The sequence below is a fragment of the Serratia sp. K1WW1 genome, from assembly GCF_055790865.1.
The window spans coordinates 4,765,197-4,790,307 of record NZ_CM147697.1 but is presented as its reverse complement, the minus strand read 5'-3'; the positions used below and the strand labels follow the sequence as shown (position 1 = coordinate 4,790,307).

Genomic DNA, 25,111 nt, shown 5'->3' with positions numbered 1-25,111 from the left:
GCGAAGTTCCGAGATTGGTTTCGATGGCGACACGAAAGTGAAGCGGTTGGAATAAAACAGATTTGCCTGGCGGCAATAGCGCGGTGGTCCCACCTGACCCCATGCCGAACTCAGAAGTGAAACGCCGTAGCGCCGATGGTAGTGTGGGGTCTCCCCATGCGAGAGTAGGACACTGCCAGGCATCAAATAAACGTTATCAGTATGACATCTGGTAATGCGCAGAACCATCAAGATGGTTTTGCCAGCATCGAAAGATGCGACGTAGAAGAATCGGTGGAGCGGTAGTTCAGTTGGTTAGAATACCTGCCTGTCACGCAGGGGGTCGCGGGTTCGAGCCCCGTCCGTTCCGCCACTTAATTGATAAGCCCTGAGTCTATGACTCAGGGCTTTTTCATTTGCTAAATTCCCTGCTGAATCAAGGTCTATTGTTGCCCAATAGTCAAAAGTCTTATGCACAATAGGGCGTTTTTGATCAACAAAACTGCTGCCATAATCCTCTCAAGCTGTTTTGATAAACAAACGAGAGAATACAATTATGAGCATCCCTGCATTTGGCTTAGGTACCTTCCGTCTACAAGATCAAGTGGTGATCGATTCCGTGAGCACCGCTCTGGAACTGGGCTATCGTGCCATTGATACCGCACAAATCTATGAGAACGAAGCGGCCGTCGGCCAAGCTATCGCAGCCAGTGGCGTGAAACGTGAAGAGCTATTTATCACCACTAAAATCTGGATCGCCAACCTGGGCAAAGACCAACTGATCCCAAGCCTGCAAGAAAGCCTGAAAAAGCTGCAAACCTCCTATGTGGATCTGACCCTGATCCACTGGCCGTCACCGAACGATGAAGTCTCGGTTGCCGAGTCTATGGCCGAGTTGCTTAAGGCGAAAGAGTTGGGGCTGACGCGCCAGATTGGTATTTCCAACTTCACCGTTGAACTGATGCAGCGTGCCATTGATGCGGTGGGTGCTGATGCGATTGCCACCAACCAAATCGAACTCTCACCGTATCTGCAAAACCGTCAGGTGGTTGAATTTGCGCAACAGCATGGCATTGCCATCACCTCCTATATGACGTTGGCTTATGGCAAGGCGTTGCAGGATGAAGTCATCACCAATATCGCCAAGCGCCGTGATGTGACCGCGGCTCAGGTGATCCTGGCTTGGGCTATGCAACTGGGTTATGCGGTGATCCCGTCCTCGACCAAGCGTGAAAACCTGGCGAGCAACCTGTTGGCTCAGCAACTGACGCTGTCTGATGATGAAATGGCCGAGATTGCTGCATTAGAATGCAATGGCCGCCTGGTTAGTCCGGCAGGCCTGGCACCAAACTGGGATTGATAGGTTGGCCGTCTGTGGTTTGAAGGCACAAACGGCCTGGCTGGTCTTAACGAGCGATTTTTTGGTGTAGGGCGATAATCTCACGGCCCATTTCCATCAGCATAATTGCGTTCATCAAATGGTCCTGTGCATGGACCATCACCAGATGAACCGGGATTTTACCGCTGCCTTCGTCCATTTCGATCAGTTTGGTCTGCACGTGGTGAGCGCCAGAGAGTGCCTCTTGCGCTTGTTGCATATACTGTTCGGCCTGCACGAAATCTTCTTCTTCGCGCGCACAGCGCATGGCTTGAAACACCAGACTGCGGGCGTAACCCGCATTGGCAATCAGCTCCATCACTTCGTTTTCCAAATCCATTTCAGGCCTCCTCAATCAGCGCCAGAGCTTGATCCAATACCTTGTCACCCTTCATGGTGCCGTAGGCCATCATATCGATGCAGGCGACTTTTTTATGGTGCTCGTGGGCAATCTTTTCGCACTCGGCCAGCTTATAGCGGATCTGCGGCCCCAGCAGCGCGACGTCAAATTCGGTTACCACCGTTTTGTATTCACGAATCGACTTGGCGCAGATCTCGGCGTCAATACCGCGAGCAATGGCGGCTTCCTGCATCTTTTTCACCAGCAGACTGGTGGACATACCCAAGTCACACACTAACAGGATCTTTTTCATGTTATTTCTCCAGGCGTTCCAGCAAATGCTGGATTAAAAGTGGGATCGGTCGGCCAGAGGCCACGCTACGGCCATTTTCGCGCCACAGCGCGGTACCGCTGATATCAAGGTGCGCCCAGGGAATATCCGCCGGGCTGAAACGACTTAGGAAGTAGGCGGCAGAGGTACTGATTGCCGCATTGTTGGTCGGCGTGTTGCACAGATCGGCAATATGGCTCTCGACCTGTTTGCTGAAGCGATCATCCAAAGGCAGCGACCACAGAGGATCTCCACTACGCAAGCCTGCCTGAGTGAGATCGTGACGCAGATTCTCATCCTCGGTCATCAGGCCGCTAAGATCGTAACCCAGGGCTTTGACCACCGCGCCGGTGAGCGTAGCCAGATCGATCACGTATTCAGGCGGCTGCTGATTATGGGTCAACCTGCTGGCGTAGGCGATGCCATCGGCCAGCACCAGCCGCCCCTCGGCATCGGTGTTATTGATTTCCACGGTTAAGCCGCTGTAGCTGGTTGCGACATCGCCAGGGCGCATCGCTGCCGGGCCAATCATATTTTCGGCCAGCGCCAGTACGCCAACCAGATGTACCGGCAGCTTGAGTTCTGCCACGGCCAGCATCAGGCCAAAGACGTTGGCGGCGCCACACATGTCATATTTCATGGTGTACATGCCATCGCCGCCCTTTAACCACAGGCCGCCGGTATCGAAGGTGATACCTTTGCCCACGTAGGCGCTGAAGGGGCCAGTGTCGCTCCCCTGGTAACGGATCACCACCAGACGCGGAGGATTATCGGCACCTTTACCTACCGCCTGTAGCAAGCCAAGACCCTGTTCAGCGATCTGCTGTTCATCCAACACTTCGCAGCTCAGGCTGGGATAGGGTGCAATCTGGCGGGCGATCTCGCTGGCGAAAAATGCCGGGGTGCAACGATCGCTTGGCATGTCGGCAATGCGTCGTGCTGCCTTCATCCCCATGGCGGTGGCAGCCGCTTGAGGCAGCTGTTGTTCGAGAGTGGCTCGTTGCTCCGGCTGGCAATAGAACACCAACTCCTGGATACGCGGTGTGGGCGACGCTTCTGCCTTTTTCAGCCCGAGATCGCTCAGTTGGTAATCCAGGTTGAACAGGAAGTGCAGCAGAGGGGTCAGTGCCGGCAGGCTGCGGCGATCAAACACCGTGCAGTCGACGATCAACTGCGTACCAGTACCGCTGCGTAGTAGAGGACGCAGTGCGGTGACCAGCCTGCTGGTTTGCCCATCGAGCCAGAACGTTTTTGGCAACAGCGTGACGCGGCCTACCGGAGCGCAGCCATAGGCGCAGTCGGCGGTTTGCTGCTGGGCGGTAGCCTGCAGTTCCTGTAACAGGGGCGCATTGCAGGGTAATGGCAATGGGCTGCCGGGATAGCTAATCACATGGCTGTTAACTCCCCACGCGGGGATTTCACTCAGAAACCGATAATTAATCAAAATGGATCTCCTCAATCGGCGCACGAATGCGCTCGGCATAGTCGGTTAGCCATTGCTCGCTGGCTGGAGTGTAGTGGGTATGCTCGGCACGGCGTTCTGCCAGGTACACCGTCGGTGGCAGGATGGCGCTGGCGACCACAAACGAGAAGGTTTTGATATTGGTAGAGATGCCGAACTCCCCCTGCCGATTCATACAGACTACGGAGAGATCGCCCACCCGGCCAAAGCGGGCTATCAGTCTGTCTTCCAGCTCGAAGACGACCGAATCGGCCGCCTGTTGTGGCGTCATACCTTGCTGCATACGGCGCACGATCTCATAGCTGGTGCAGCCTTTCATCAGGTCTTCACCCACGCCCGTGGCGGTTGCGGCACCGATCTGGCTGTCACAGTAGAAACCGGAGCCAATCACAGGTGAATCACCCAGGCGGCCACGGCGTTTCATAAACAAGCCGCTGGTAGACGTGGCCACGCTCATTGAGCCATGCAGATCGAGGCCGATAATGCCGACGGTATCGTGACCATCGTAGGGGCTAAGGCCCTTATCGATGGTTTCGCGGCAGCGTTTACGATAGTGCTGGGTTGCTCGCTCAGTGAGCATGGTCTTGTCGGCAAAACCCTGGCTAAGGGCCCACTCACGTGCGCCAGCTCCCACCAGGACGCTGTTGAAGCGTTCGCGGCTCAGTGCCTGGGCAACCTTCACCGGGTTGGCGATATCCACCAGGTTACCAACGGCACCAAAGGCCAGCGTATCGCCATCCATAAAGGCCGCATCCAGTTCTACCTCACCATTTTCGGTCGGCAGGCCGCCGAAACCGACAGATTTATAAAACGGAAAGTCCTCCACTTCCGCCACCGCACTAACCACGCTTTGTGCGGCGCTTGCCCCGGCTTTCAGCGTTTCGCTGGCCTGGGTGACGCCTTCCAGTGCCATACGCCAGGTTGCAATCATTCCCCACATATCAAACTCCTGATGTTTCGGCTGCGCGATACTGTTTGTCCAGAATGCGCAGGAAAGGCAGATAAAGCATGGCGCCGATCAGCAGGTTAACGATCTGCATCAGGCTGCCACTCAAATGGCCGGTCACGATAAAACCACTGATCACCGGTGGCAGCGTCCAAGGGATAAATACCCCGGTGGTGACGGCGACGGCCCCCACCTTCATCGCCACGTATTGCACGGTAACCAACACCACCGGGACCAGGTTGAAAGGGATCAACATGATCGGGTTCATGATCACCGGCAGGCCAAACAGGATCGGTTCATTAATGTTGAAGATTGAAGCCGCAGCCCCCATGCGACCTACTTCGCGGATGCTGTTGCTACGGGCAAAGAACAGAATGGCGATCACCAGCGACAGGGTGGCACCAGCGCCGCCCATCCAGATCATATCGAAGAACTGTTCGGTAACGATGTGCGGTGGCGTGACCCCGGCCTGGATAGCGGCGATGTTGTCGGTCTGGTTTTCCATCCACAGCGGGCGAATGATGCCGTTGACCATCGAACCGGAGTTGATCCCCACCGACCAGAGGATGGTGATACTCAATACCGTCAGCAGCGCACCGATATAGGAAGTGCCAAAGTGGCGTACCGGCGTGGCGACTACGTTATAAATAAACTGATGAATGGTTTGGTAGCTGGTGTGTTCGAACAGAATACGGATCGCCAGTACCAGGATAATCACGAACAACGCAGGCAGCAGAGCGGCGAAGGATTCCTGTACCGCCGGTGGCACGCCTTCGGGCATTTTGATGATCAGCTTGCGGCGCTTGAGGTAGCAGAACAGCTCAGTCCACAGCAGTGAGCCGATCATCGCTACAAACAGCCCCTTGCTGCCGATCCACTCGGTCGGGATCACATTGATATTGCCCAAGGCTTCTACCTTGATAAACGGCGTGAGGATCAGGAAGCACACCAGCGACAGAATACCGCTGGAGACGCGATCCTCGTCATAATGTTCCGCCAGGCGGTAAGCGGTAAGGAAACTGACAAACAGCGACATGGTGGAGAACACCGCGTTGAACGGGATCTCGATGATATTGCTCCAGCTGGCGCCAAACAGGCCTGCCATAAACTGCTGGTAACCCTGATTGGGGAATGACGAGATCACCAGCAGGATCGAGCCGACGATAATGAACGGCATAAAGGAAACATAGGCACCGCGGATGGCACACAAATGCCGCTGCTGTGCGGCCTTGGCCGCCAGAGGCATCAGCTTGGCTTCAAGAAATCCCAGAACGTTGTTCATGCTAAACCCCGTAGGTATGCTTATTGGAGAAAAACAGGTAAGGGTGGCGACTTATTGGCTGGGATTATCAGTGAATGGATTTTAAAGAAAGGTGAATCAGTTCACAGTGTGAGGTGAATTTATAAAATATCTCACAAGATTAGTTATGATAGGGCATCAATTTTAGTGTGGAGTCCACGATGGAAATCAAGCTGCATGCCAATGCGACCACCACCCCACGAGTGCGGCGTTATATCCAGCAATCGGATAAAAGTGACCGCGTATTGGCGCAGGAGCTGGGCATTTCCGTGGCGACGGTACGCCGTTGGCGGCAGCGCCAGGATGTCGCCGATCGCCATACGGTGCCCAAGACCCTTCGCAAGGCGCTGACGGACGAGCAGAGTTTGCTTATCAACTGGCTGAGACAAAAATTACAGCTGCCGCTGGATGAGCTGCTGGTGGTGGTGAATCAGGGCATGCAACAGCCGATCTCCCGTGCGGGCTTGGATCGCTATCTGCGCGGCGTGGGTCAGCGCGGTGAGGAACAGAGCAGGGCGCTACGAGGTAAAAAGGCGGTGAAGGCTGGCGAATTGCCGGGAACCCTCGCCCTTTTTTATCAACGAATTAGCCTATCGGCCGAAGATGGTGGTGAGCAACACCTCTTGTGGGGCGAAGAGAAGGTCAGCGGCTGGCTGAGCGCACGAGCCTTTGCGGGCGCTTCGCCGATGCTGGTGGTCAACTGGCTGAAGGAACGGTTACCGCACTGTCCTGGCGATATACAATCTATTGAGACTGAAAATAAAAAGCTGTTCGGCAATAGCGAGTCTCAGACCCATCCCTTACAGCTATGGTGCCGGGAGCAGGGGATAACGTTGCAACAACCCGCGTTACCGCAAATGGAAATTGTGTTGCGGCTCGAAAGCCAACTGGCGCAGTTGCTACCGGCGGCGGAGAGCTCATCGCTGGATAACGTGTTGCAGGCGCTCTGTGCCAGCTATAACCAACACTGGCCGCAGAAGAAGCTGGGTGGCCTGACGCCCACCGCATTCTGGTTACAGCATCGGCCAGGTTAGTGGGGTGTCAGGCTTTCGCTGAGAAAGTCGATAAAGCTGCGCAGGCGGTTGCTTACGGCGCTGTCGCTGTAATAAACCGCGTTCACCGGTACGGCAACCGGCAGCGTCTCCTCGATCAGGATCTGCACTAAATCCCCACGCTGAATATCCTCATCGATCATAAAGTTCGACAGACAGGCGATGCCGTTGCCATGCAGGCAAAGGTGGCGTTGCGTTTCTCCGCTGTTGGTAGTCAGCCCCGGTGTAATCTCCAACTGCCGGCCATCGGCGCAGGCTAATGGCCAGCGGTTCAGGTTGGGTAGATCGTTGAAGCCGATGCAACAGTGTTGCGCCAGCTCCTCCACGCTTTGCGGAGTACCGAACTGCTGCAGATAGGCCGGTGACGTCACAATTTTTCGATAGCTGGTCATCAGTTTGCGCGCCTTCAAACTTGAGTCTGTCAGTTCCCCCACGCGGATGGCAATGTCGACCTTGCGCTCAATCAGGTTGATAAAGGTTTCTGAAGAGACCAGCGAGAGCGACATTTCCGGGTAGCGGGCACGAAACTCGCCAACCAACGGGGTCAGCACGTGCAACACGACCGGCGTTGCGGCATCCACGCGCAACAGGCCCTGGGGCCGCTGGCGGCTCTCCATCAGCGCATTTTCCGCCGCGGCCATATCGCTCAGGACTTTCTGCACCTGGCGGAAATAGTTTTCTCCCTCCTGCGTCAGGCTTATCTGGCGGGTGGTGCGATTGAGCAGGGTGACCCCCAGCTTGCTCTCCAGCTTTTTTACCGTGCGGCTGACCACCGAGTTTGCCTGTTCCAAGCGCTCCGCTGCGCGGCTGAAGCTACCGCATTCCACCACGGTGACAAAAGTGATCAGTTCATCCGAATTTGCCTTCATTGTTGCTCCATCAGCAAAATTTATTTGAAATTTTGAGCATTTTTATCATTTAAGCACAGGCAGATAATCACCGCTATCAACCGAACGCTATTTTGGAGTTAGCAATGCCTCTCGCTTTACTTGCCTTGACCATCAGTGCCTATGCCATCGGCACCACGGAGTTTGTGATTGTCGGCTTGATCCCGACCATCGCCGAGCAGTTAAACGTCACCGTGCCGTCCGCAGGGCTGCTGGTGACCCTGTACGCCATTGGGGTGGCGATCGGTGCGCCGGTACTGACCGCTTTAACCGGCCGCGTGCCGCGCAAGATGCTGTTGGTGGGCCTGATGGTGCTGTTCACCCTTGGCAACCTGCTGGCCTGGCAGTCACCGAGCTATGAGTCACTGGTAGTTGCTCGTTTACTGACTGGCCTGGCGCACGGGGTGTTTTTCTCGGTGGGTTCGACGATTGCCACTAGCCTGGTAGCCAAAGAGAAGGCGGCAATGGCGATCGCCATCATGTTTGGTGGCTTGACCGTTGCGCTGGTGACAGGCGTGCCGTTAGGCACCTTTATCGGCCAGCACTTCGGCTGGCGTGAGACCTTCCTGGCGGTGTCGTTGATTGGCATGGTGGCGATTATTGCCAGCCTGATCCTGATCCCGAACAACATCAAGAACCAGGCCAGTGCCAGCATCCGCGATCAGCTGCAAGTGCTGACACACCCGCGCCTGCTGCTGATTTACGCCGTTACCGCGCTGGGCTACGGCGGGGTATTCACGACCTTCACCTTCCTGGCGCCGATGATGCAGGAGCTGGCTGGCTTTTCGGCTCCGGCCGTCAGTTGGATTTTGCTGGCCTATGGCATAGCGGTAGCCATCGGTAACATCTGGGGCGGCAAACTGGCCGACCGTCATGGCGCGGTGCGGGCACTGAGCTTTATCTTTGCCGCGTTAGCCGCCTTGCTGTTGGTGTTTCAGTTTACCGCCAGCCACAGCGCCGCCGCGCTGCTGACGGTGGTGGTGATGGGGGTATTTGCCTTTGGCAATGTCCCGGGCTTGCAGGTTTATGTGGTGCAGAAGGCCGAGCAGTACACGCCGAACGCGGTGGACGTTGCTTCAGGCCTGAATATCGCGGCTTTCAACGTAGGGATCGCATTGGGCTCCGTGATTGGCGGGCAGACCGTGGCTTCGCTAGGGTTGGCGCAAACGCCTTGGATCGGCGCGCTGATTGTAGTGGGGGCGTTGTTGTTGATCTGCCTTAGCGGCCGTTTGGATAAACAACACCAACGGCAGTTCGCCTGATCCCATCTTGCACCTTTCTTCTTGGCCCACATTGGTGGGCCTTTTTGCATTCAGCGCGAACCTTTACAGACACATACACGGCATTGATTGAAATCGGCCCGCCTTGCCCCTATAACTGGGTCTCTAAAAGCCATGTTGGCAGAGCCGCTCAGGCGTATACTGAATTGAGTCTTGGTAGCCAGGTTGCTATCAACGTGATTTTCATCCGAACGGGAAATAGGCGAATAACGTGCCGAAACGAACTTATGCAATGAGGTATGTTGCGGGCCAGCCAGTTGAACGGATTTTCCCTGGTGCCATCAATCAGCCGCTACCGCCCGGGGCCGCGTTGCCTACGTCTGGTGCGCTGCGGGTGATGGTATGGAATATTTTCAAACAGCAGCGTGCCGATTGGCTTTCGGTGTTGAAAGACTTCGGTAAAGATGCGCAGCTGGTGCTATTGCAGGAGGCGCAGACCACGCCGGAATTGGTCAGCTTTGCCACCTCTAACTATCTGGCGGCCGATCAGGTGCCCGCCTTTGTGTTGCCGCAACACCCTTCTGGCGTGATGACGCTGGCGGCAGCACATCCGGTGTATTGCTGCCCGTTGCGCGAACGGGAGCCGCTGCTGCGTTTGGCCAAGTCGGCGTTGATCACCGTCTACCCTTTATTAGATGGTCAGCTGTTGATGGTCGTGAATATCCACGCGGTGAACTTTAGCCTGGGAGTGGATGTTTACAGCAAGCAGCTTGGCCCGATTGGTGAGCAGATCGCCCTCCATCGGGGGCCGGTGATCATGGCGGGGGATTTTAACGCCTGGAGCCGCAAGCGCATCAACGCGCTGTATCAATTTGCCAGCGATATGGCGTTGCACGAGGTCAACTTCGCCGACGATCATCGCCGTAAAGCCTTTGGCCGCCCGTTGGATTTTATCTTTTACCGCAACCTGGGCGTTACAGAGGCCTCGGTGCTGGTGACTCAGGCCTCAGACCACAATCCGCTGCTGGTGGAGTTCCATTCGCAAACCGATAAACCGGTCTGGTAGCGAAATTTGGCCAATAAAAAAGCATCCCGAGGGATGCTTTTTTTGTGGCGAAAACTAGGTTTCCGGCGACGATTTGTTGCTGACAAACAGCGTCAGCTTCACACCGGGTTGCAAACTGCTGGCTTTGCCGAGCGTTGAGTTCCAACGCATCACGTCGTTAATTTCGACGCCGTGACGACGTGCAATGCTGGATAGCGAGTCACCCTTACGCACTTGGTAGGTGATACTGCTGTTATCTCTGGCATTGCTGGCCACTTGCAGGGTTTGCCCAACTTTCAGCGTGCTCTTGCCACGCAAATTGTTCCAACTCTGCAAATCGCTGGTCTTAACGTTCAACCGTTTGGCGATGGTGGATAACGTATCGCCGGAGCGAACCTTATACGCACTTCCGCCTGACAGGCCACTGTTCTTCGCCAACTGGGTGGTTGGTAATGTTGCAGCTATCTGTCCGTCGGCCAACGAGTCTTTCAACTGTGCGGCATTCTTTTTGGGAACCATGATGTAATGGGGCCCATTAGGTGCCGTAACGCCTTTCTTGTAGCCAGGGTTATAAGCCTTCATCTTGGTGAGAGAAAGCCCAGACATCTCTGCCGCCTGAGTCAGCTGGATCTGCTGCCCGACATCAATACGCGCCAGTGCACGGGTTTCGTCAGTTTTTGGCAACTTGACGCCGTACTTTTTGCTGTGCTTGATGATATCGCTCAGTGCCAGCATTTTCGGGACATAGATTGACGTTTCACGCGGAAGCGACAATGCCCAGAACTCGGTGGACTTACCCTGACGTTTATTCGCCTTAACCGCCTGCATGACTCGGCCTTCACCACTGTTATACGCGGCGATGGTCAATAACCAGTCACCGTCAAACATGCGGTTCAAACGCTCCATCATGTTAAGCGCAGCGGTCGTCGAGGCCACAACATCACGGCGCCCGTCATACCACTGATTGTTTTTCAAACCATAATTGCGACCCGTTTGCGGCACGATCTGCCATAGCCCTGCGGCATTGGCACTTGACGTGGCGTGAGGGTCAAAAGCGCTCTCCACTATGGGTAGCAGTACCAGTTCCATCGGCATATTGCGTTTCTTAATCTGCCCGACTATCCAGTACATGTACGGCTCTGCCCGTAGTGTTACATCGTGGAGATAGCTCTTACTTTTTAAATATTTTCTTTTTTGTTCACGGATCCGGTCGTTTTCCGGAACCTCCATCTTCAGCTCGTCGCTAATGAAGTTCCACAGGTTCTGCTGAGCGGCGCTACTGTTACTGTCTAGCCACCGTGCCGAACTCGCTGTGTACTCTCCTGCTTCACTTTCTTGACCTGCCGAAGACAGACTCTGTGCATGCTGCTTTGGTGCCGGTGCATCCTTCCAGGATGACTGGCAACCCACCAGCAAGACCGAGGCGAGAAGTATCGCTTTAGCCTTCATGTGTGTGTCAATATAGTTGCTTAAAAGACGAGCAAGGATACTTTGCTTCGTTAAAAAACACAACTAAAAGCTTAGAAGGCATCCTTGCGCAGGCGTAATTCGGAAAAAACCGAATGAAGCTGGCTCGGTGGTGAGTTAAAGCCTATTTCCTTTTGTAAATCAGTGTCATGGCAGCGTAAAAATAGATTAATTTTACGCTCTAATTGCAACGTTGTGGGCAGGCTAGGTACTCCTTTTGCCCTTGATTGCTCAATTTGTTGCTGATATGTTTCAATTTGGCGATCTTGCGGCAAAATTGTCCTGGCAAACTTAAGGTTTGAGAGCGTGTACTCGTGTGCGCAACAAATTAGAGTTTCGTCGGGAAGTTGCGCGAGCCGTTGAAATGAGTGATACATTTGCTCTGCGGTCCCTTCAAAAAGCCGTCCGCAGCCCGCAGAAAAAAGCGTATCTCCACAGAAAAGATAAGGTTCACTGTAGAATGCCACGTGTCCCAGAGTATGCCCGGGAACCGCGATGGTGGTGTAGCTACGCCCGCCAATTTCCAGGATATCGCCATCCTGAACCAACCGATTTGCTCCCTTATTAGCGGTTTCCTGGGGGCCATACACCGGCAGATCCGGATATTGCGCAACGATTTCCGCTACGCCGCCGACATGGTCGTGGTGGTGGTGGGTTAATAATATGGCATCGGGGGTGAGTTGCCGTTGGGGCAACGCCGCCAATACCGGGCCAGCTTCGCCGGGATCGACAATCACACAGCGTCCTTGCTGGTTAGCCAATAACCAAATGTAATTGTCCTGAAAAGCGGGAATGCTGATAAGATTCATGGAACACCTCTCGTTGGCAACGGCTTGAAAGAAGATACTAAACCATGAAACCAGCCCAGACTCTAGAAAAGCTCACTAGCCCTTACTCCTGGGCCGGGCTGCCGTGGGGCGAATACTATCGTGAGGCGTTGGAGCAGCAGTTGCAGCCCTGGTGGCCAAAGATGTTTGGTTTCCATCTGTTGAAGATCGGCAATCTCAGCGCCGAGTTGGATAGCGAAAAGTGCGCCATCTCGCATCAGGTTAACGTGGGATTGGCCGGGGATAATCTGCATGTGCAGGCCGATCCTTATCAGTTGCCCTTTGCGGCCAAGTCCGTCGATGCCTGCCTATTGGCCCATACGCTCTCTTATGCCGATGACCCACACCGTATGTTGCGTGAGGTCGATCGCGTCATGATTGACGATGGCTGGCTGGTGATCAGCAGTTTCAACCCTTTTAGCCTGCTAGGCCTGGGGAAGCTGATCCCCCGGTTGCGCAAACGCCAGCCTTACGTCAGCCGGATGTTTACCCAGATGCGCCTGCTGGACTGGCTCAGCCTGCTCAATTATGAGGTGTTGGATCAGACGCGCTTCCACGTGTTGCCTTGGCAGCGCAAAGGGGGGACTTTCTTGAGTACGCATTTACCGGCGCTTGGCTGTATGAGCGTGATTGTAGCCCGTAAGCGAACCTTGCCGCTGACGCCAACGCCGATGAAAGTGGGGGCGAGAAAACACTCTCTCAGCCGCGCAGTGGGCGCGACCAAGAGTTATCGCAAACTGCCTTAAGCTTCGGGCTTGTAGCCAACGTCGTCCTGCGTCGGGCTGCCAGCTGCATCGCGTGCCAGCACGTCGCAACGTTCGTTTTCCGGGTGCCCGGCATGGCCTTTGACCCATTCCCAACGGATGGTGTGGCGGGCAATCGCCAGATCCAGGCGCTGCCAGAGATCGACGTTCTTCACCGGTTTTTTGTCGGCGGTTTTCCAGCCGCGCTTTTTCCAGTTATGGATCCAACTGGTGATCCCCTGACGTACGTATTGGCTATCGGTGCTCAGCACCACTTCGCAGGGGGTGGTCAAGGCTTCGAGCGCCACAATGGCGGCCATCAGCTCCATGCGGTTATTGGTCGTCAGGTAATAACCCGCGCTGAACAGTTTCTCGTGCTGTTTATAACGCAAAATTGCGCCGTAACCGCCGGGGCCTGGATTACCAAGGCAAGAGCCGTCGGTGAAAATTTCTACCTGTTTAAGCATCTCTGGTAGACTCTTCCTATTAGTTTTATAAAAACCAAGTCTGACATAAACCAGCGCCATGAGCACAGCATTATGATCTCTACACCAACCAGACAGATCGTTCTCGATACAGAAACCACCGGTATGAACAAGCTAGGGGTTCACTACGAAGGTCACCGTATCATTGAGATCGGGGCCGTTGAGGTGATCAACCGCCGCCTGACCGGCCGCCACTTCCACGTTTACGTCAAGCCGGATCGGCTGGTGGATCCGGAAGCCTACGGCGTACACGGTATCAGCGATGAGTTCCTGGCGGATAAGCCTACTTTCGACCAGATCGCCGCTGAATTTATCGACTTTATCCGTGGTGGCGAATTAGTCATTCATAACGCCGCGTTTGATATCGGCTTTATGGATCACGAGTTCCGCATGTTGCAGCGAGATATCCCGAAGACGGATACCTTCTGCACTATCACCGACAGCCTGTTGATGGCGCGCCGCCTGTTCCCAGGCAAGCGTAACAACCTCGATGCGCTGTGCAACCGCTATGAGATAGACAACACCAAGCGAACGCTGCACGGCGCTTTGCTCGATGCCGAGATCCTGGCGGAAGTCTATCTGGCGATGACCGGTGGCCAGACCTCGATGGCTTTCCAGATGGAAGGGGACACCCAGCAGACGGATTCTGCCCAGGATATCCAACGCATCCAACGCCCGGCAACGGCGATGAAAGTGATCTATGCCAGTGACGCAGAACTGCAGGCTCACGAATCACGTCTGGATCTGGTGCAAAAAAAGGGCGGTAGCTGTCTGTGGCGTGGTGGCGCAGCAGCCGAATAACGGTTTCGCAGGATAGAAATAACGCTTAGAGCCGATCCCGATAGGATTTTATTCCATATAATAAGTCCACAGGCAAAGAGCAGCATTCTCAGATAGTTTTGGGCTTTTTCTTCCTGCGAACGATTAAACGACGATACCTATTCAGCCAACTATACGTACGTTCTACTACCCTACATCTTGCTCTCTTGATTGCGTCTTTTTTCACCGCATCTGATTCCGATTTCCTGCTTTCAATATGAGGTGATTAACGTCGCCTTCTTAACTCTTTTTCTAACCATTCACCTATGTAACGGTTATCAAAACATAGATTTAATCGAGTACTGGGTTCCCCTGTTTGTCGGGGCATACCACTGACAACCTGTTCGCAATATAAAGAAAATGGCATTCACGGTAGCCCGATTATCGACCTGATAACGATACCGACCCAAGGAGTGATGAGTTAGATTAATGTGGAGTAATGACTCCATTTTATCTTAATGACGCTTTCACTCCGCTACCCGAATTATTCTTACATCAGCATCCCCCACGCGCGAAGAGGCAATCTGTGCTGAGCGGTCACTCAATAATGTTACTGATGCCGAGGCATTCCCGGATATCTATCGGCAAATTAGGATAGCTTCAGCAGATGGCGCTTTTACGCAAAGCAGTGCCATGACGAGCGGTGGTGTTAGGAAATCAAGGCGCTGCTCAAGCCACGAACCCGCGCAGTATACTGGCTAGTAGAGTATATCGAACGAAATCAGGTAGTAACCAGGTAATGGCTCAAGGGAAGCGATCTGTGCCTTAAAAAATGACGAGTGAAGATATACTGTACTATACATGAGTTTACTGATATTTCATTTAAATTACATTTGTTCGACAAAGCCGTTTTGAAAATGTTTAAATTAATGATGTTAACGTTACCTTCCTTGTTATTTAAGCTATTGGTGTTAACGTCATTATCGGCATAAGAGGCAACAATGATTCATTTTATTTAAAAGCGAAAGTAGATGTGTTCAACGTATTTATATCTTCGTGATTCTTCCGAGTTGAGGCTTAGGGAGAAGTTTTTTATTTGAGTCAATGGCAAAAAGCGCATGTAGGATTGGTGATGAATAAGTGAGTTAACTGGCATCGAAGGTGAGATGAGTCAGTTTTTTTACCTATCAATTAATCCAAATTGATTACCAATGCCTATTGGTTGTCATTGATGATATCTGGGGGGTTTTTGTTACACTTTTAAAGTGCATGAGAAAAATCTCATTATTTTATTTTAAATTATTAAAGTGAGTTAGGTGCTATGCAGTACTTTGATATGCGATATTAGAAATATCTTAGTGATGACGAAGGAGAGATAAGTTTGACAAATAGATGCTATCCTTTCTGAATTAAATTAAGTGAGGTGAATTATAGTGATGGCTTTTTTTAACCGCCTTGCTATTTTTTCAAATGGTTGATAGAAATGTCTACCTGGCAGTCGGTAAATGCTTGAAAATGGATTGAATGTATGCGGGCGTGTGGAAATATATTGTTTTCTTTTTATTGTGATAATCTATTTTTCAAAAAGGGATTATTTGAATTATTAGATGGCGTTTATTACGAGTCAAAATATAATTGTGAAAACAAAAAAGATCCCCAGCATAAAGTTGGGGGTAATGATTACTATTTGATTGATATTGTTGTGTTATCTTCGAAAAGTATTTATGAAGATTTGCCAAAAAGGGATAAAGTATTCGGTGATGATGGCAATGGTGTAATTGTTTTTTGCTCAGAAAAAATGAAGCATGTCATCAAAGGTTTAAGTGGTTATGAGAACGCATTCTTCTTTACAGAGGATTTGAGTTTGTTAGCGGTGAAAAGTGCATTCAGAGATATCATGTTCGGTGGGAGTGATAACCGTAAGCGAATCTTTGAAAGAATAACTGTTGATAGACTGACTAATAGAGAAAAGTTGGTGTCAGAACTTATAAAAAAAGGAAAGAGCCAACAACAAATAAGCAAAATCACTGGCGTCAATGTCAAGACGGTTAGCTCGCACTTGCGTTCTGCCATGATTAAGTATCATGTAAACAATGTATTGGAGTATATAGTGAAACTTTCACATGACAAAGATATGTAATCTAGCTAGTTACAACCCAACATCATGCTTTCTATGCTTTTAAAATTACTTACCATGTGATTGCTTAGTAGTTGTTAATTGTATTTAAAATAACCCCTAATATATTTCTGTGAGAGGCAAGAGAAATATTAATCCAGTTACGGGCATTCTATTTTTATGGGGGGTATATGCTGATGTAATTATACCCATAAAAAACAACCAGATAGGGGGCGATGCTTTAAGAAGGATCACTACTATAGAGCTTGTTTTACAATTCTTTAGTTAAAGAATGGTGATATTTTATTCTAAAGATATCCATGTTTTCTGTGAACATCATCCACGTAATGTGGAGACAGCACTAAGCAAGGTTCCGGTTTTCAAACTTTTTCGGGCTAAGTCCAACACAGACACTGTGGTGATGCCAGAGATTGTAATCGCACTCGATATAATTAAACCCCCCGTTTCCATTATTCCCCGGCTGGCAACGTGCTCGCCGTGGGTACATTCCATCTTTAGCAAGTGGAAGAAATTTTCCCCTCCGGTATTGTTTTAACAACAGTCTTTTGCGCTCGTACTGCCATGCAGATTATGCCGTTTCAGTAAGTCCAGGTAATCTGCTGAACAGTACTGGCCGCCTCTGCAGTATGAACGACGACATCGACCAGCCGATGGCTATCCGCGAACAGGTCAATGATCTCCGCCAGGTAAAGCTAGCCTCAACAGTGCAAGGGTAGGTGATGTTCAGATCCTGATTGTGACCAAAAGGTCGATTTATTCAACAAAGCCCGTGCCAACCATCTAAGCAAACGATCTGTGTGCAAAGCCAAGGGTGTAAAAGCAACATAATTTTTACAATGTCGAGCATGCAGCACTTGTCTTTTTACAAAACTTTAAAATAAATTTTTGGCTGGAAAAATGGGAGATGTCTCAATTTTGTAAATCGTGGGTCAATAGAATTATCCTAGTTTTTTATTTAAATATCACGAGTGCGGGCGTATTTCAGATGCATTAACTTGGTATATTCTTAAAAGTGCCGACTCTTCTAGGTGTTATTAAATAAGATTATCCTGAGGTGCTTTTTTATGTGCATTGAAAATCACAGCTGACAACCTGTTGCCATTGATTTTTGCGTCAGATATGATTATCTCATTCCTGTGGGATGTTATTTATGTAATGAGTACGTATTTCGAAGCTTGAGTCTAGAAGCGAGATTAGTTACAGCCGGAGAGTAGAGGGACGTATCTTTCTTTTGATGGATATGTCTTAACATATTGAATGTTAATTTGGATGTGAGGGGGTAATAGTCCTGGATATTTAGTGGGATAATCAATGACATCTTGGATGAGAGTAGTCATTAACTATCTTAAAAAGATAGGTCAGATGGTAATATCTATTATATAAGGATTGTATATGAAACTTAACAAGAAAAAAGCTGTGTTCGCTATTTTAGCATCACTTGTTATTTCTAATTTTGCATACGCAGAAGATGAAGTCGTGCCCGCGCCACTAGCACCGGTGACAGTTAACGGCGGTAAAGTAACCTTTAATGGTGAAGTAACATCAGGTGCCTGTGCTGTATCAGGAACAGATACTGATAAAATTGTTACTTTAGATACCGTTCGAGCCGCTTCTTTTACGGCTGCAGATCAAGCAGGCAATGCTAAGAAAGCTTTTGAACTAAATCTGGTAGATTGCGATGCGTCTATTCGTAAAACAGTGCAGGTTACATTCAGTGGTCAAGCTATCGACGGGCATCCTAACCTACTGGAAAATACTGCAGGTGCAGGGTCTGCAAAGAATGTGGGTCTTCAGCTGTTTGGGCCAGATGGTGCGGTATTGAATCTTGGTGAGTTAAGCTCAAAAGTGAATTTAAGCGAAGCAACAACGATTCCACTTTCTGTTGATTATATGTCGACAGCAGCGTCAGTGACAGCTGGTAAAGTTCAGTCCGTAGCTAACTTCCAGTTAACCTATAACTAAGACATTTCACTATAAAAATGATTGGCTGGGGAAAACAGCCAATCATTTGTTATTGGAAAGGAATTATTAATGGTCAAAAAAACTATTTTTGTTTTAATCTCTGCTTTTTGCTGCCAGCAAGCTTATGCTGGCGGTGTTTCACTGGGTGCAACACGCCTAGTTTATCCTGCATCAAAGGAGCAGGTGACTTTAAAGATATATAACACGGATGAAAAAGGAAATTATCTTGTCCAGTCTTGGATATCAGACGAAAACAATAATAAAAGTAAAGAATTTATTATTACACCGCCACTTTTTGTTATTAAATCAGGAAGTGATAATTTATTGAAGGTTGTTTTCTCTGGTGATAAAGATAGCTTGCCAAAAGATAGAGAAAAATTGCTTTTTTTGAACGCTAAGGTGATCCCATCGCTATCCGAACAGGAGCAGAAAATTGACAATGCGTTGTTAATATCGACAACCACTAAAATAAAAGTATTTGTCAGGCCAGACTCAATAAAAGAGGACCCATTTGAGTCTTACAAGCTGCTAAAGTGTAGTTATGATGCTGGTAAAATAAAAGTTACAAATCCTTCGCCATTTTATATGAATTTGGTGTCTCTTTCTGTCAATAGGAAAGAAATATCGGGTGCGGAAACAATATCACCAATGTCATCGGTATATTTAGATGGAGGTTCGAAAGGAAGCTTCTTATCTTTTAATTTTATTAATGACTATGGTGTGCAAGTAAAAGACAGACAGTGTCATTTATAATCAGTGTTTGGAGTTTTTATGCGAGCAGTTAAAGGATTTTGCTTGTTTTTTTTATGCTTTAATATTAAAAACGCATTCGCAGAAGATTATTTTAATCCACAGTTTTTAGGAAGTGACGTTGCCTCGCTTGAAGATTTATCATATTTGAATTCTGGAAGTAAATTGTCACCCGGTGACTACTACTTATATCTTTATTCAGGTGAAGATTTTCTTAAAAATGTTAAAGTGAAATTCGCAACTGTGAAGGGAACGGTCCGCCCCTGCTTTACTAAACCAATCATTGACGCTATACCATTTAATGAAGAAGCAAAAAAACACTTTCAGCCGCTGTTGATAGAGGAAAATGATTGTATTGATATCGCAAAGTATATTAAGGATTTTGACTACGATGTCGATCTCACGAAATTAATCCTTCGGCTCTCAATTCCTCAGATCTATTTAGATTCAACCCAGTCAACTATGGCGCCAGAAAATGAGTGGAACGATGGCATTGTTGCTTTTTTGATGAATTATAATTTTAACGGGTCGTACTCCAAAAATAATAATAACAGTAATTACTCGTCAAATTACCTTAATCTGAACAACAGAGTTAACGTTGGCTCGTGGAGGTTTAATGCTAACGCCTATTTTAATGAAAGTAAAGCAGGCTCTAATAGTACTCATGAGATTGATACCAATGGCATTTATCTTTCGAGAAAAATAAATTCTTTAAAAAGTGAGTTGCTGATAGGGCAAAGCAGCATTGGTTCTAGTTTATTTGATGTGAACGCCTATATTGGCATGACCCTAGCTACTTCAAATGAAATGCTTCCGGACAGTGACAGGGGATATAGTCCGTCGATCAGAGGAATTGTGGAGTCTCGATCCAAACTTACGGTAAAGCAAAATAATAATATTATTTACCAAACGTACGTTAATCCAGGCCCTTATAATATTGACAACCTTAATTCGGTCGGTACCAGTGGTGACTACGAGGTTGAGTTAACCTCGGCAGATGGCGTGGTGCAAAAATATTCGGTACCCTACTCTTCACTACCTAACCTACTCCGGCTAGGGAAATACAATTATGCCGTAACATTAGGCAAACTAGATTTGAACTCTGTAGATGATATTAATTTTTTTCAGAGCACCATAGGCGTTGGTATTCCATTCGAGTCGACGTTATTTTTTGGTTCGCAAATCTCCGCAAATTACACTTCTGTGGGTATTGGCGCGGGTAAAGATTTCGGCGATTTTGGCGCACTCTCCGTAGATGCTCTTCATGCTGTTTCTAAAATTGACAATGATAAACTTTCAGGTGAGTCTTATCGTGTACTCTATTCGAAATCATTTAATGAAACTGGAACGAATCTTCAGTTGACAGGATACCGCTATTCAACTTCTAACTATTATTCATTGAGTGAAGCTTCACACAGAAATGATATGTCTGATACCGGCTTCGATAATTATTATTTTGGTCGCAGAAAAGATAGTTTTCAGCTTAACGTATCACAGAGTTTAAATGGTTATGGCCAGTTCTATGTGTGGGGGAACTTTAACTCATATTGGGGAAGTGACACCAAAAGCAAAAACATCCAGCTTGGCTGGAATAAAAACTTCCCGCAAATAAATAATGTGGTTCTTTCTGCCAGTTACAGTAAAAAAACGTATGGCAACATCAATGATGATGTTTTTTATTTGTCCTTTAGCATGCCGTTAACAAATAGAACAAGCAAAAATACAATGTACGTTTCAAACAGTACAACATACAGTAAATCTGACTACAATAATGCAACTAGTCTGTATGGTAATATTTTGGATAATAGGCTTGATTATAACATTTATCAAACGGCCAATAAAAAGTCATCTTATAATAATACAAGTATGAATGTGAACTACAAGGCTAATTCGGCTACTTTGCATGCAGGTTCCTCGTATTCAGAACAATCAAAGCAAATCGATTATGGTGCGAGTGGTGGTGTCTTACTTCATAAAGATGGCATCGTTTTGACTCGAGAAGCTACCGACACCGCGATCCTGGTTGAAGCTAAAGGAGCTGAAGGTGCCAGGGTAAGCCGGGCTGGCGAAAATATTACTATTAATAAAGGCGGTTATGCGTTGATTCCTTACGCTACTCCTTATCACTATAATGATATTGAGTTAGATCCATCTACTTTTTCTAATAGTTATGATGTGGATGATAAAATATCAAAAGTGGCTCCAACCAGAGGAGCTATCAGTAAAGTTACTTTTGATGTAAAAAGAGGTTATAGCTTCCTTGTTTCTGTTAGGTATAAGAATAAGCCTATTAAGTTTGGTACGCTAGTTAAAAATGATGAATATAATAATGTTGCCATAGCAGATGATGACGGTACCGTGTATTTAACCGGCGTGAAAAAAAATTCATCCTACACTGTAGCATGGGACGAGAAAAATACATGTCGTTTTGTTATCAATTATGAAGACGAATCCTGGTTAAAGACTGTAAATAAAAAGCAAGTCGATTGTTTGTAAACCCACTGCAGAGGCAAAAATGAAAAAAATATACCAAATATTTATCTTTTTTTTTAGTCAGTTATGCTCTGCAGCGTATGCTGAAGATGTTACTGTGCAAATAAATGGGGCTATTTTAGCACAGAGTTGCAATGTAAAAAGCAGTGACCTGACTAAAAATGTCATATTTGATGATATCAACCCTCAAGAGTTAGCCTCATTAGGCTCTACAACGGCATCGACAAAAGTGTCGATCGGTCTGGAGAACTGTACAGGTAATATCACCAATATGTCTTATATGTTTTCCGGCAGTGGAGATGACAGCAATCCCAGTCTGCTAAAGGTCATTGGTAAACCCGGCACGTCATCTGAAGGTGTTGCGACCGGATTAGCGATTGAAATTCTGGATATGAATAAAAAATCCGTGCCGTTGAATCAAAAGCAAGCTTTTGGCCAGCAAGTGACGACATCAACCTATGATTTCAACTTCTATCTGAGATATAAATCCATCAGTCCGACGATAGGGGCAGGAGATGCGTCATCTTTACTTTATCTGGATCTTTATTATGAATAGAATATTTCTACGTATCATATTGTTAATATTGAGTTTTATATCTGCTCACTCCTTTGCCGATCAGGTGGAAATTACTATCACAGCAAAAGTAATAGCTAAAACCTGCACTATTTCATCAGGATCATCAGATTTTCTGGTGACCCTTGCTCCGGGAAACTTCCGCGACGCTGCGATTGGGGTGCCATTTTCTGATTCCTCTTTCAAAATTGATCTGGAAGATTGCTCCTCAAATATAAATACGGCACACGTTACATTAGGCGCAGAAAGCGATCCGTTCATGCCTAATTTGTTAAAAATAGCCAGTGATGCGGATTCAGACGCTACCGGGGTGGCCATTGGGCTCTACGATAGAAACAAAAAAAATATTGATATCAGAAGTAATTCCACTGATTTTATTATTAATCATGCAAGTGCGATAAATTCTTTGCATTTTTCGGCAGCCTATCTAAAAACCAACGATAAGGCATTGCCAGGAAAGGTGAAAAGCTTCGCCTATTTTGAGATCTCTTATGATTAAGTTTTTATTGTGTTTGTTTGTATTTATTATTATTCCTTGCTCTTGTCTGGCAGGTGTTTCGGTGGTGGGTACGCGCTTCTTTATTGATGATTCAACCAAGGCATTGAATGTTAAGGTTTTAAATGATAATGCGAGTGACTATCTGGTTAAGACCAAGGTCAACAACGATGGGTTTATTATATCACCGCCGTTGTTCATTTTGCCTAAAAATAAAAGTAATATAATTACTATTGTTCCTGATGAAAAAATTAAGGGTGATAAAGATGAGGTTTATTCCTTAACTATCACTACGATACCAAAATCAGAGGTAAATCCCAATAATAATGTAGTGTCTCTTGCTATTAGATCACATTTCAACCTCATCTATAAGCATGGATCGCCAACGGAAAAGGATTATAACGAAATGACATTGACACGTTCTCAGGTTGGAAAATGGTCATTAGTTAATCCAACCAATTTCGCTTTCATGATATTATTATCAAACAGGTTTTCTCATCATTCTGGCGGTGCGAAACTGTTAGGGCCCGGCCAAAGTATTTCTGTTGATGAACATTGCTCAAAAGACTCTTGTTCGCTGTGGTTGTATATCCTTGATGATGAAAGTCATATTGTTAAAAAATTAAATCTAATGCATGATTAAGAGGTTTTTATGAAGTTCATTATGCCATCTTGTATTCTACTATTGACTTTTAATCTTGGGTTGTCCACCGCGTGGGCTATTCCTGATACTCAAAAGGTACACGCTTTTGGTAGTACTAATGTCAGAATATCTGGGCCTGCAGATAATCTGAATAATTCGTTTGGTAAAATCATTGCAAACAGTGGTAGTCGTCGGCAAGTGATATGTGATAATCCTAATATATCTTATGATCTGGCAAAAATAGAATATACTCCACTTGCAACCTGGACAGGTAATTCGTACCAATCTTCTTCGGCAGTTAAAAAGGTATACTTATACGAAAGTGGAGTTCAAGCATTGAATTATGCTCCAAGTATACGTGGGGATTCATTTAATTCCGGTATCACCGGAAACGGAGTGTTTAACCCGGCACCACCGGAACCTATGGTTGTATGGACAGGAAATATGGAAAATTCGTATAGAGTATCATCAGGATTTTGGGCTTTTACTCTGATGTATGTGTATAGAGGAGCTGAAAGGTTGGAAAATGCTACAATAGTACCAAGTCAACCTCTGTTCAGATTTACCTGTTACGATAAAAACAATGTGGCACAGGAAACGACTACTATCGTAGCTGGCGACCTTTACGTTTATGTTGATGTAGCGACCTGTACGCCTGACGCTAAAGCAGCAACGGTCATTATGGATGGCATTCCTGTGGCAAATATTGAAAATGCTGCTTCTTCGGCTTTGATCGGCACTAAACCGCAGACTTTTTCGCTTAAGTGCGATCCGAATATTCAGGTCTCTTACTCAGTGGTTGATTTGAACGATCGGACAAATAATACCAACACATCGACCCTGACGTCAGACTCTACGGCGGCAGGCGTCGGCTATGCAATAACGTCACCTAGCGGAACGAGACTGCAATTTGGACCTGATGGTTCCGCTGTAGGTATCCCTGGTCAGATCAAGTATTTTCTTGGTAACTCAGGAACCGCTGCAGCAAACAATCCTATGTCATTTCAGTTAGGGTTTAGCTATGTACGTAAACCGGAAGAAACGATAAAGACGGGTACTGCTAAATCGTTGATAGGTATAACCTATTCATACCAGTAGAAGAACGATATATACTCTAACTGTATCACAAATTATCTTAATGCGTTGTACGTGGTTTTAACAGTCAACGCATTATCGACTTGAAGACTATGCCTCCCCAAGGGGGGATGGGTCAGATGAACGGGGGCAATTGCTCCATTTTTGCCCATAAGGCATCAGAAACTAACCCACTATCTTTCATATTTTCTGTGGGTATCCATTTCAACGGTATCAACTTGACTTATAGACTCCCACTATGGGGGAGGTTCTTTACCTGCATAATCAACGCGTGTTCGTTGAAAAACTGTGCAAACGACTCTTTTTATAAGAAAAGACGTTGACGGAAGGGCGAGGCAACCGTAATATTCGGCTCGTTCCCCCGCAAGAGGGAACGTTGCGGAGCGGTAGTTCAGTTGGTTAGAATACCTGCCTGTCACGCAGGGGGTCGCGGGTTCGAGCCCCGTCCGTTCCGCCAACATTCAGAAGCCCTGAGTTAGCAATAACTCAGGGCTTCGTCTTTTCTATTGTACCGTCTTCAAACCTTCCTCCCCTCGTCGGCTAATGCTGAAAATGCAGCAAAGATATTTCATTTTTTGTTGATAATGATTACTATTTCCATTAATGGATGGGCTACTCATCCTGTCAGTTCGAGCAAACTCTTCTTTTTATTTTCAGTGCTGAGCATGTCGTGAGCTACACATCGTTCTCTGGGATGAAGCAGGGCGTTCACCGGGTGGTGAATACAACGTCACTGTTTC

Annotated in this window: 22 protein-coding genes, 2 tRNA genes, 1 rRNA gene and 3 pseudogenes; 17 read left to right on the top strand and 11 right to left on the bottom strand. The window is 47.9% G+C overall.

Annotated elements, in window-relative coordinates; translation table 11 throughout:
• Window positions 1-65 precede the first annotated feature (65 nt).
• The 3 genes from rrf to dkgB all read left to right on the top strand — a co-directional run bounded on the left by rrf (window position 66) and on the right by dkgB (window position 1,339).
• Window positions 66-181 (top strand): 5S ribosomal RNA (gene rrf, locus ACX9GU_RS21755).
• Between the two features lie 94 nt (window positions 182-275).
• Window positions 276-352, top strand: a tRNA-Asp gene (locus tag ACX9GU_RS21750).
• A gap of 183 nt (window positions 353-535) precedes the next feature.
• A complete protein-coding gene (dkgB, locus tag ACX9GU_RS21745; RefSeq protein WP_473192894.1) occupies window positions 536-1,339 on the top strand; it encodes a 2,5-didehydrogluconate reductase DkgB in 804 nt (267 codons plus the stop codon).
• 46 nt (window positions 1,340-1,385) lie between these two features.
• Here the strand turns inward: dkgB and ACX9GU_RS21740 are convergent, their stop codons facing one another.
• Genes ACX9GU_RS21740 through ACX9GU_RS21720 form a run of 5 tightly spaced genes read right to left on the bottom strand, consistent with a single transcriptional unit; the run spans window position 1,386 to window position 5,718 of the window.
• Window positions 1,386-1,697, bottom strand: a complete 312-nt coding sequence (locus tag ACX9GU_RS21740) for a PTS lactose/cellobiose transporter subunit IIA (protein WP_024483598.1) — start codon at window positions 1,695-1,697, stop codon at window positions 1,386-1,388.
• A gap of 1 nt (window position 1,698) precedes the next feature.
• Window positions 1,699-2,010: a PTS sugar transporter subunit IIB gene (locus ACX9GU_RS21735; protein ID WP_473192893.1), complete on the bottom strand. Its 312-nt coding sequence runs from the start codon at window positions 2,008-2,010 to the stop codon at window positions 1,699-1,701.
• A 1-nt stretch (window position 2,011) separates the two neighbouring features.
• A complete protein-coding gene (locus tag ACX9GU_RS21730) occupies window positions 2,012-3,472 on the bottom strand; it encodes a leucyl aminopeptidase family protein (RefSeq protein ID WP_473192892.1) in 1,461 nt (486 codons plus the stop codon).
• Complete coding sequence (locus tag ACX9GU_RS21725; protein ID WP_473192891.1) at window positions 3,465-4,430, bottom strand: glycosylasparaginase; 966 nt, start codon at window positions 4,428-4,430, stop codon at window positions 3,465-3,467. Before ACX9GU_RS21725 ends, ACX9GU_RS21730 begins: the two co-directional genes overlap by 8 nt.
• Window position 4,431: 1 nt before the next feature.
• Window positions 4,432-5,718 carry a PTS sugar transporter subunit IIC gene (locus ACX9GU_RS21720; RefSeq protein WP_024483602.1) on the bottom strand — a complete coding sequence of 429 codons (1,287 nt, stop codon included), beginning with the start codon at window positions 5,716-5,718 and terminating at the stop codon, window positions 4,432-4,434.
• A 179-nt stretch (window positions 5,719-5,897) separates the two neighbouring features.
• Here ACX9GU_RS21720 and ACX9GU_RS21715 point away from each other — a divergent pair, with 179 nt between their 5' ends.
• A complete protein-coding gene (locus ACX9GU_RS21715; protein WP_473192890.1) occupies window positions 5,898-6,770 on the top strand; it encodes a transposase family protein in 873 nt (290 codons plus the stop codon).
• Here ACX9GU_RS21715 and yafC read toward each other — a convergent pair.
• Window positions 6,767-7,657: a DNA-binding transcriptional regulator YafC gene (yafC, locus tag ACX9GU_RS21710; protein ID WP_473192889.1), complete on the bottom strand. Its 891-nt coding sequence runs from the start codon at window positions 7,655-7,657 to the stop codon at window positions 6,767-6,769. The genes ACX9GU_RS21715 and yafC overlap by 4 nt on opposite strands.
• A 104-nt stretch (window positions 7,658-7,761) precedes the next feature.
• Here yafC and ACX9GU_RS21705 point away from each other — a divergent pair, with 104 nt between their 5' ends.
• On the top strand, window positions 7,762-8,937 hold the full coding sequence (locus tag ACX9GU_RS21705; RefSeq protein ID WP_473192888.1) for an MFS transporter: 1,176 nt from the start codon (window positions 7,762-7,764) through the stop codon (window positions 8,935-8,937).
• Window positions 8,938-9,187: 250 nt separating this feature from the next.
• Entirely contained in the window at window positions 9,188-9,961 is a 774-nt protein-coding gene (locus ACX9GU_RS21700) for an endonuclease/exonuclease/phosphatase family protein (RefSeq protein ID WP_037411523.1), read from the top strand.
• Between the two features lie 54 nt (window positions 9,962-10,015).
• On the opposite strand, the gene mltD is transcribed toward ACX9GU_RS21700, so the two are convergent.
• Window positions 10,016-11,389: a murein transglycosylase D gene (mltD, locus tag ACX9GU_RS21695; RefSeq protein WP_115158538.1), complete on the bottom strand. Its 1,374-nt coding sequence runs from the start codon at window positions 11,387-11,389 to the stop codon at window positions 10,016-10,018.
• A gap of 71 nt (window positions 11,390-11,460) precedes the next feature.
• The gene (gene gloB, locus ACX9GU_RS21690; protein ID WP_473192887.1) at window positions 11,461-12,216 is read right to left on the bottom strand and encodes a hydroxyacylglutathione hydrolase; all 756 of its coding nucleotides are present in this window, start codon (window positions 12,214-12,216) and stop codon (window positions 11,461-11,463) included.
• Window positions 12,217-12,260: 44 nt separating this feature from the next.
• Between gloB and ACX9GU_RS21685 the strand changes: the two genes are divergently transcribed.
• Window positions 12,261-12,980: a class I SAM-dependent methyltransferase gene (locus ACX9GU_RS21685; protein ID WP_021181968.1), complete on the top strand. Its 720-nt coding sequence runs from the start codon at window positions 12,261-12,263 to the stop codon at window positions 12,978-12,980.
• Here the strand turns inward: ACX9GU_RS21685 and rnhA are convergent.
• Window positions 12,977-13,563 (bottom strand): annotated as a pseudogene (gene rnhA, locus ACX9GU_RS21680) (ribonuclease HI). The gene ACX9GU_RS21685 and the pseudogene rnhA overlap by 4 nt on opposite strands.
• On the opposite strand from rnhA, the gene dnaQ reads away from it, so the two are divergent.
• On the top strand, window positions 13,517-14,263 hold the full coding sequence (gene dnaQ / locus ACX9GU_RS21675; RefSeq protein WP_024483610.1) for a DNA polymerase III subunit epsilon: 747 nt from the start codon (window positions 13,517-13,519) through the stop codon (window positions 14,261-14,263). The pseudogene rnhA and the gene dnaQ overlap by 47 nt on opposite strands.
• Window positions 14,264-14,298: 35 nt before the next feature.
• Here the strand turns inward: dnaQ and ACX9GU_RS21670 are convergent.
• Window positions 14,299-14,730, bottom strand: a pseudogene (locus ACX9GU_RS21670) (hypothetical protein); the annotation flags it as partial.
• A gap of 1,040 nt (window positions 14,731-15,770) precedes the next feature.
• Here ACX9GU_RS21670 and ACX9GU_RS21665 point away from each other — a divergent pair.
• Window positions 15,771-16,361 carry a helix-turn-helix domain-containing protein gene (locus ACX9GU_RS21665; protein WP_473192886.1) on the top strand — a complete coding sequence of 197 codons (591 nt, stop codon included), beginning with the start codon at window positions 15,771-15,773 and terminating at the stop codon, window positions 16,359-16,361.
• Window positions 16,362-16,698: 337 nt separating this feature from the next.
• On the opposite strand, the pseudogene ACX9GU_RS21660 reads toward ACX9GU_RS21665, so the two are convergent.
• Window positions 16,699-16,999 (bottom strand): annotated as a pseudogene (locus ACX9GU_RS21660) (IS3 family transposase); the annotation flags it as partial.
• A 751-nt stretch (window positions 17,000-17,750) separates the two neighbouring features.
• Here ACX9GU_RS21660 and ACX9GU_RS21655 point away from each other — a divergent pair.
• The 8 genes from ACX9GU_RS21655 to ACX9GU_RS21620 all read left to right on the top strand — a co-directional run bounded on the left by ACX9GU_RS21655 (window position 17,751) and on the right by ACX9GU_RS21620 (window position 24,828).
• On the top strand, window positions 17,751-18,320 hold the full coding sequence (locus ACX9GU_RS21655; protein WP_141131235.1) for a fimbrial protein: 570 nt from the start codon (window positions 17,751-17,753) through the stop codon (window positions 18,318-18,320).
• Between the two features lie 69 nt (window positions 18,321-18,389).
• Entirely contained in the window at window positions 18,390-19,073 is a 684-nt protein-coding gene (locus tag ACX9GU_RS21650; protein ID WP_447907963.1) for a fimbrial biogenesis chaperone, read from the top strand.
• An 18-nt stretch (window positions 19,074-19,091) separates the two neighbouring features.
• The gene (locus tag ACX9GU_RS21645) at window positions 19,092-21,566 is read left to right on the top strand and encodes a fimbria/pilus outer membrane usher protein (RefSeq protein ID WP_368437135.1); all 2,475 of its coding nucleotides are present in this window, start codon (window positions 19,092-19,094) and stop codon (window positions 21,564-21,566) included.
• Window positions 21,567-21,585: 19 nt separating this feature from the next.
• Window positions 21,586-22,119: a fimbrial protein gene (locus ACX9GU_RS21640; RefSeq protein WP_447907961.1), complete on the top strand. Its 534-nt coding sequence runs from the start codon at window positions 21,586-21,588 to the stop codon at window positions 22,117-22,119.
• On the top strand, window positions 22,112-22,636 hold the full coding sequence (locus tag ACX9GU_RS21635; RefSeq protein WP_473192885.1) for a fimbrial protein: 525 nt from the start codon (window positions 22,112-22,114) through the stop codon (window positions 22,634-22,636). Before ACX9GU_RS21640 ends, ACX9GU_RS21635 begins: the two co-directional genes overlap by 8 nt.
• Complete coding sequence (locus ACX9GU_RS21630) at window positions 22,629-23,276, top strand: fimbrial biogenesis chaperone (protein ID WP_473192884.1); 648 nt, start codon at window positions 22,629-22,631, stop codon at window positions 23,274-23,276. The genes ACX9GU_RS21635 and ACX9GU_RS21630 overlap by 8 nt, the downstream gene beginning before the upstream one ends.
• Before the next feature lie 9 nt (window positions 23,277-23,285).
• Window positions 23,286-24,374 carry a fimbrial protein gene (locus tag ACX9GU_RS21625; protein WP_473192883.1) on the top strand — a complete coding sequence of 363 codons (1,089 nt, stop codon included), beginning with the start codon at window positions 23,286-23,288 and terminating at the stop codon, window positions 24,372-24,374.
• Between the two features lie 377 nt (window positions 24,375-24,751).
• A tRNA-Asp gene (locus tag ACX9GU_RS21620) sits at window positions 24,752-24,828 on the top strand.
• The last annotated feature ends 283 nt before the right edge of the window (window positions 24,829-25,111 follow it).